At 42.2% G+C, this 7207-nt stretch carries 2 protein-coding genes; both read left to right on the forward strand.

The features are described 5' to 3' along the window. Window positions 1-13 precede the first annotated feature (13 nt). Window positions 14-3163 carry an ATP-binding protein gene (locus tag H6G05_RS12745; protein ID WP_190578534.1) on the forward strand — a complete coding sequence of 1050 codons (3150 nt, stop codon included), beginning with the start codon at window positions 14-16 and terminating at the stop codon, window positions 3161-3163. Window positions 3164-3522: 359 nt separating this feature from the next. Further along, window positions 3523-7071: a hybrid sensor histidine kinase/response regulator gene (locus tag H6G05_RS12750; protein ID WP_190578535.1), complete on the forward strand. Its 3549-nt coding sequence runs from the start codon at window positions 3523-3525 to the stop codon at window positions 7069-7071. The last annotated feature ends 136 nt before the right edge of the window (window positions 7072-7207 follow it).

The following is a 7207-nucleotide window of genomic DNA, read 5'->3' on the forward strand; positions in this document are numbered from 1 at the left end:
GAGTTATCTACTAATGAACTTTTTGCCCAGAGATATTTTATCCGCAATCTCTCTTAATCCTCTGATCGTTGCGCCAGAGCTAAATGCGATCGAAGCGATCGCGCTGATGGATAAAACTGGCTCAAGCTATGTGATAGTGTGCCGAGAGGATGCTATTCAGGTTCTGGGAATACTCACAGAGCGAGATATTATTCGTCTTAACTCCCAACGATTACCATTAGACCAGTTAGCCATTCAGTCGGTGATGAGCCATCCAGTCATGACGATTCAAGTGTCAGAACTGACTGATATAAATGCTGTCATGACTCTATTTCAAGAGCATTCTCTGCGGCACTTACCTGTACTAGATGGCGATCGCTTAGTGGGACTGCTAGAAAAAGAAAACTTAACTGAGCTATTAGCTAGGCAATTTCAGGCATTCGCGCAAAATCCGATCGCGCAAAATCCGATCACCAAAACAGAGAATCGTTTAGACATAAGCGAGCATCAAAGAGAAGATGCTAAGTTTTGGGCTAGTGAACAACGTTCGCAAAAATTATTTGATGCTCTCCCGAAGATATCGGTTCAGGGCTATAGCCGCGATCGCCAAGTAATTTATTGGAATAAAGCAAGTGAGAAAATCTATGGCTATACTGCCGATGAAGCCATCGGTCAGAAGTTGGAACACCTGATCATTCCTCCAGCAATGCGCCAAGATGTCATTAATTTGATAGATGCGTGGGTCAATGGAGGAGAGCCTATTCCTGCTAGTGAGTTAACTCTAATGGCGAAAGATGGATCTAGTGTGTATGTCTACTCTAGCCATGTTTTGCTGAATAACCCAAGGAATGAGCCAGAACTATACTGCATTGATATTGACTTGAGCGAGCATCGACAAGCGGAATCAGCACGCCAGATAACGGAAGCTCAAAGTCGAGCAATTTTAGAGGCTATTCCCGATCTGATGTTTCGGGTGGGAAATGATGGCATTTATCGCGGATTTATTACGGCAAATCGAGATTTTGGAATATTACCACCAGATTCTGATCCCACAGGTCAATCCATGGCAGATGTGATGGCAGAAGATATCGCAGAGCGTCAGTTTTACTATATGCAACAGGCTTTGCTGACGGGGGAGTTACAGGTATATGAGCAGCAAATCCAAATTGACGATCGCTTGCAAGATGAAGAGGTTAGAGTCTTTAAAAGTGGTGATGAAGAAGTTCTATTTATGATTCGTAATATTAGCGATCGCAAGCAAGCTGAAGCCGCCCTTAAACAAAGTGAATTTCAGGGTCGAGCAGTTTTAGCCGCCATTCCCGATCTTATGTTTCGGATGGGAGCTGATGGCATTTATCGCGGGATTATTACGGATTATCGTGACTTTAATGTATTGTCTCCAACATTAGATCCCACGGGGCATTCCATGATTGATTTGTTGCCCCCAGAGGTTGCGGAAAGACATCTTTACTATACGCAGCAAGCTTTGCAGACTGGGGATTTGCAGATATATGAACAACAAATTCAAGGAGGCGATCGCCTCCAATATGAAGAGGTCAGAGTCATCAAAATTAGTGACGATGAAGTGCTATTTATAATCCGTAATATTAGCGATCGCAAGCAGGCTGAAGCCGCTCTCAAACAAAGCGAAATGACTAACCGCACAATTATCGAAACATTACCCGATCTCCTAATTCAAATGGATATAGAGGGGCGATATCTCAGCATGTTTGCGGGTAGTGGTGTGCGGGTTTTTAGTCCTCCTGCCGCGCTTCACCAGCCAGAAGTCTACAATGTTTTGCCAACTGATCTAGCGAAACAACGACTGCATTATGCTAAGCAAGCGATCGCCACTGGTAGCGTACAGATATATGAGCAGATTTTTACCGTTGAAAATGAGCAACGTTATGAGGAAGTTCGGATTGCGCCTCTCAATGATCGGGAAGTACTGATCATTATTCGAGATATTACGGATGCGAAACAAGCTGAATTTGAGCGATTGCAAAATGAAGAACTGCTCCGTGCAACTCGGCTCAAAGATGAGTTTCTGGCTAACATGAGTCATGAACTCCGCACGCCTCTTAATGCCATCCTTGGTACGACCGAAGTACTGATGGAACAGATCTTTGGACACATTAATGAACGACAAATTAAAGCGTTACAGACTATTCAGAACAGTGGTTCCCATCTGCTAGAGTTAATTAACGATATTTTGGATGTTGCGAAGATTGAATCTGGTCAAATAGAATTGGATTGCCATCCTACCGCCATAGTTCCACTCTGCCAATCCAGTCTTGCTTTTGTCAGTCAGCAAGCGATCACCAAACATATCCAGATCAAAACTAAATGGCAAAATAATCTGCCTGATGTATTAGTAGATGAACGACGAATGCGCCAAGTCTTGATCAACCTTCTAAATAATGCGGTCAAATTCACGGCAGATGGGGGGCAAATTACCTTAGAAGTTAATCTCACTCCACAGGAAGATCCTCTTTTAGGAATGCGAAACTATCTACAAATTGCGATCGCTGATACAGGTATCGGGATATCTCCAGAAAATATCCCTAAGCTTTTTCAGCCCTTTATTCAAATTGATAGCGCCCTTAACCGTAAATATCAAGGTACAGGCTTAGGACTTGCTCTAGTGAAGCGGATTGTGGAGGTGCATGGCGGCACTGTAGGATTAATTAGTGAAGTGGGTGTGGGTAGTTGTTTTACAATCGTTATTCCCTGTGCTGATGTTATATTCCCTTCTCCTGAATTAGAAACCCCGATTGATCTTAGCTATGAATCTAGCCAAGCAAAGCATGATAACTACTTCTCGATCTTGTTAGCAGAAGATAATGAAACCAATATCGAGATGCTCTCCCCCTATTTAGAAGCTAAGGGCTATCATCTTTTATTTGCAAAAAATGGACTGGAGGCGATCGCCTTAGCAAAATCCCATCAACCAGACTTAATTTTGATGGATGTCCAAATGCCGATTATGGACGGACTAGAGGCAACCAAACAAATTCGCCTCGATCCTAATTTGGTTAATATACCAATCATTGCATTGACAGCATTAGCGATGGTTGGCGATCGCGATCGGTGTATTGCGGCGGGAGCTAATGATTATTGTAGTAAGCCTATTCGCCTCAAAGAACTAACCCAAATGATGGAAAATCTATTAGTAGAAAGCTGAGACTTGGGCTTGGAGACCAAGCCCCTACCTTTACAAATGTAGGGATTTGGTCTCCAAATCCTCTTTTAACTCTCTAGATTTTGTCCGCACACATCGAGAACGCCCTGCACTCAAGTGCGGGCTAAGAGCTAAAACCCGTTAAAACGGGTTGATTTTGTTCAGTCAGGATACAACCCCAAGAAGTGAGTGGCGGCGCTTCGCGTCGCCACTCACTTCTTGGGTTGTGATTTGTCCTAAAACAAATGGCGACAGCTATAAATATACGACCGTAGGTACTAATGACTATTTGACGAAACCAGTTAAACTTAAATTACTGGTTAACACCACTTAGCAATTTTTGGCGTAAGCTTTCATCCCAAATGTTTTTAAGCAACAAAATAGTCTATGGATATGCGATCGCTCTGGGTATTACCTGCTTAGGTACTGCAACTGGATTGTTATGGGGAAATTACCAACATCAAGAAGTATTACAAAAGAGTCAAAGTGTATCTCAAGAACGTAAATCTCTAAATACGCTCCAATTAGATGTTCTCTACAATCGTCCTACTCAACAACTATACGCTTACCTAAAAGATTTAGATAGCTCTCAACAAGAGAACTACAAATTGCTTGAAGCCATTCAAACAACCTTAAGTATAGTGGAAACTCATCATGCTTCCAGAAAACTCTCGAATATAGAAGGATTAGAACCATTACTACAGGAATATGAGGAGTTTCTAAAAACATTTAAGCAAGAATATCAGGATTTGCTCGATCGCTTAGACCAACTCACGAAGTCACCTAATACATCGCCTCAAAATCTCATCGAAGCAGAATTAGAGTTAACAAAGTTTTTTAAGAGTAAGAATTTTCTTCGGTTTTTTCAGTTTCCCGATCGCCTATCTCCTTTTGCTCAGATTGTATATCAACGGGAACAAGAAATTGATCTGGCTCTTAGCCAAGCGAAAGTAGTTCGTCTTCAAATAGGGCTGACTAGTTTGTTATTGTCATTGGCGATCGCCGCTTTATTTATCAGGTATGCTAGCCGTGCGATCGCCATTGAGCAATCTCAAAACAATCAAAGATTGCAAGATCAGCTAGTTGAGCGTCAACAAACCGAGGCTAAATTACTCAAAAGCGAAGCCCATCAACGAGCTATTCTTAGTGCGATTCCCGACATGATCATTCGCATGAGTCGAGAAGGCTTCTATTCAGAATTTGTGACTACTCCCAACTTTGTAGTGGTAGGTGTTTTAAAAGATCTTATAGGAACGCATGGGTCTGAGGCGCTTCCTGCTGATGTTGTTGCAAAACGCTTGAAGTATATCCAACTGGTATTTGAAACTAATTCCATGCAGATATATGAACAAAGTATCTTTATCGATGGTAGAGAGCAAATCGAAGAAGTGCGAATAGTTCCCTATAGTGAAAATGAAGTTTTGTTGTTAGTTCGAGATGTTAGTGAACAACATATCGCTATGCGCGAACGCAAACAAGCAGAAGTTGCCTTAGCTTTGAGTGAAGCTAAGAGCCGCGCCATGTTGGCAGCAATTCCTGATCTGATGTTTCGGGTGGGGTCTGATGGAGTTTATCGAGAATTTGTTACTCAAAGTCGTGATTTTGCCATCGCTACGGCGAAGTTGGATCGGGCTGGTATGTCGATGGCAGAAGTATTGCCCGCAGATATTATCGAGCATCAATTTTACTATTTACAAAAAGCGATAGAAACAGGAGAGCTACAGGTTTACGAACAACAGGTTCCAGTGGGAGATCGCTTGATCTATGAAGAAGTTAGAGTCGTTAAGAGTGGCGAAGATGAAGTTCTATTTATGATTCGTGATATTAGCGATCGCAAGCAAGCAGAAGCTAAGCTAGAGAAAGAATATTATCGTAGTGCCATGCTCTTTAATACTTCCTTAGATGGGTTGTTTGTATTAGACCTTCAAGGGTACTTGATCGATGCAAATCAAAGCTTTGCGAACATGTTAGGCTATAGTCGGGAAGAAGTAATGTCATTGAGTATCTATGATATTGATGCTAAATGGTCAGCAGCAGAACTGCTCTCAGGAATTCAAGAGTTTGGTCAAGAAAAGAGTGTGAAGTTTGAAACCTTACATCGGCGCAAGGATGGTTCACTCTTTACGGTGGAAATTAGTGCTAGTAGCGTCGATTGGTCGGGCGAGATTGTCCAGTTTGGCATCTGTCGGGATATCACTGAGCGAAAACAAGCCGAACATCAATTGCAACAACTCAATCAATTTCTAGAGGCTAAAGTCGAAGAACGCACATCAGAATTGCAAAAACGGGAAATAGAATTACAAAAACTGTCGGAACGCCTTGCCCTATCACTGAAATCTGGGGCGATCGGTACTTGGGAATGGGATGTTAGACAAAATACTTTGCGTTGGGACGATCGCATGTATGAACTCTTTGGCATCACAGGACAATCTGAGTTACTTAAGAGCAGTGAATTAAACCAAAATATAGCCTACGATATTTGGTCTAACGGATTACATCCTGATGATCGGATGGAAACAGAAACATTGCTCCATCAAGCTATTTTAGGAAATGCTGAATATGATACGGAGTTTCGAGTCGTACATCCCGATCTCAGCATCCATTTTATTAAAGCCTATGGCATCGTAGTGCGTGATGATCAGGGTCAGCCCTACAGTATGTTGGGAGTCAATTTTGATATTAGCGATCGCAAGCAATCAGAACTACAACTACAACAAACAAACGAAGAATTAATCCGAGCCACAAAGCTCAAGGATGAATTTCTCGCTAACATGAGTCATGAACTTCGCACCCCACTAAATGCCATACTTGGGATGACCGAGGGGCTACAAGAACAGGTGTTTGGTGATGTTAATGAACGACAGCTTAAGGCTCTGCAAACTGTTGAGCGTAGTGCCTCTCACTTGTTGGAGCTAATCAACGATATTCTTGACTTAGCCAAAATTGAAGCAGGGCAAATCAAATTAGACTGCGCTTCCACATCCATTAGCCATCTCTGTCAATCCAGTATATCTTTTGTGAAACAACAGGCTTCGCAAAAGCTTATTCAACTACATACAAAACTTCAGAGCAATCTCCCGCCGCTATTTATCGATGAACGTCGGATTCGCCAAGTTTTGATTAATCTACTGAACAATGCTGTTAAATTTACGCCAAAGGGAGGACGAGTTACTCTAGAAGTTAAGCAGTTGCCGCCTAATGTAGTTACTAGCGATCGCCTTTCACCACAATACTTACAAATTTCCATAACTGATACAGGTATTGGCATTTCTCCAGAGAATATCCAAAAACTATTTCAGCCGTTTATCCAAATTGATAGTGCTTTAAATCGACAATATGAAGGTACTGGATTAGGGCTAGCCTTAGTGAAACGTATTGTTACACTGCATGGGGGGCAAGTGGGACTAACTAGCGAAGTGGGTGTGGGTAGTTGTTTTACAGTAGATCTACCCTATAACTGTAGTTCTGAAATAGTTCTCAATAGTAATCCAGAGACTACCTTATTATTAAATACTCCCATCATCAGAGTAACTAATGGTCAATCGCCTCTAATCTTGTTAGTGGAAGATAATAATGCGAATATTCTGACCATTTCCAGCTATTTAGAAGCTACTGGTTATCGCGTCCTACTAGCACATAATGGAGAAGAGGCGATCGCCCTTGCGAAATCGCACCAGCCCGATGTGATTTTGATGGATATTCAAATGCCCATAATGGATGGAATCGAGGCAACTAAACAAATTCGTCTTGATCCTAACTTGGTTAATACTCCAATTATTGCGATGACGGCTTTAGCGATGTCAGGCGATCGCGATCGCTGTTTGGCAGCGGGAGCTAATAAGTACCTAAGTAAGCCGATGAAACTGAGGCAATTAGAGGCGACGATTCAAGAGCTTTTAGAAACCATTTAAGAATTACTTTCTGGTGCTATAGCTGTCGCCATTCTTGTTAGGACATAAAACCCAAATAGTGTGAGGCGGCGCGAAGCGCCGCCTCACACTATTTGGGTTTTGATTTGTCCTGATACAGGTGGCTATAGCTATAAAA

It is taken from the genome of Phormidium tenue FACHB-1050, from assembly GCF_014696925.1.
Taxonomy (GTDB): domain Bacteria; phylum Cyanobacteriota; class Cyanobacteriia; order Pseudanabaenales; family Pseudanabaenaceae; genus Pseudanabaena.

Excerpts from the sequence above, each read along its gene's own strand:
- H6G05_RS12745 (WP_190578534.1), top strand. The coding sequence starts at position 14 with ATGAACTTTTTGCCCAGAGATATTTTATCCGCAATCTCTCTTAATCCT.
- H6G05_RS12750 (WP_190578535.1), top strand. The coding sequence starts at position 3,523 with ATGTTTTTAAGCAACAAAATAGTCTATGGATATGCGATCGCTCTGGGT.